1 pseudogene is annotated in these 285 nt (G+C 31.2%); it reads right to left on the bottom strand.

Going from position 1 to position 285, the window contains the following annotated elements:
- Nucleotides 1-154, bottom strand: a pseudogene (locus tag GNY06_RS04775) (IS481 family transposase); the annotation flags it as partial.
- Nucleotides 155-285 lie beyond the last annotated feature (131 nt).

Below are 285 nucleotides of genomic sequence, written 5' to 3'. Positions count from 1 at the left end.
CTGCAAGAGTTTCCAATAATTTCTCTTTTGCAATAGGTTTACTATCCAAAAACGTCTGCAGTGGTGTTTTACCATAACAATGTTTTCCAGTATGCGTTCTTTCATTGTTGTAATAGGACAACCAACTGTTTAAGTCTAATTGCAGTTCTTCAATACGATATTGCTAAATTAGGATAGTTTTTTTATCTTTACTAAAGAAAAACAATGGATAGTCCAAAATGTCATGAGTCTGAAAAAGTAAAAGACGGTATCGTCAGTAATCTTGAAAGATACAAATGTAAAAAT

The organism is Elizabethkingia argenteiflava (assembly GCF_009904105.1).
In the GTDB taxonomy this organism is placed as follows: domain Bacteria; phylum Bacteroidota; class Bacteroidia; order Flavobacteriales; family Weeksellaceae; genus Elizabethkingia; species Elizabethkingia argenteiflava.
This window is presented reverse-complemented; position numbering and strand designations above follow the sequence as displayed.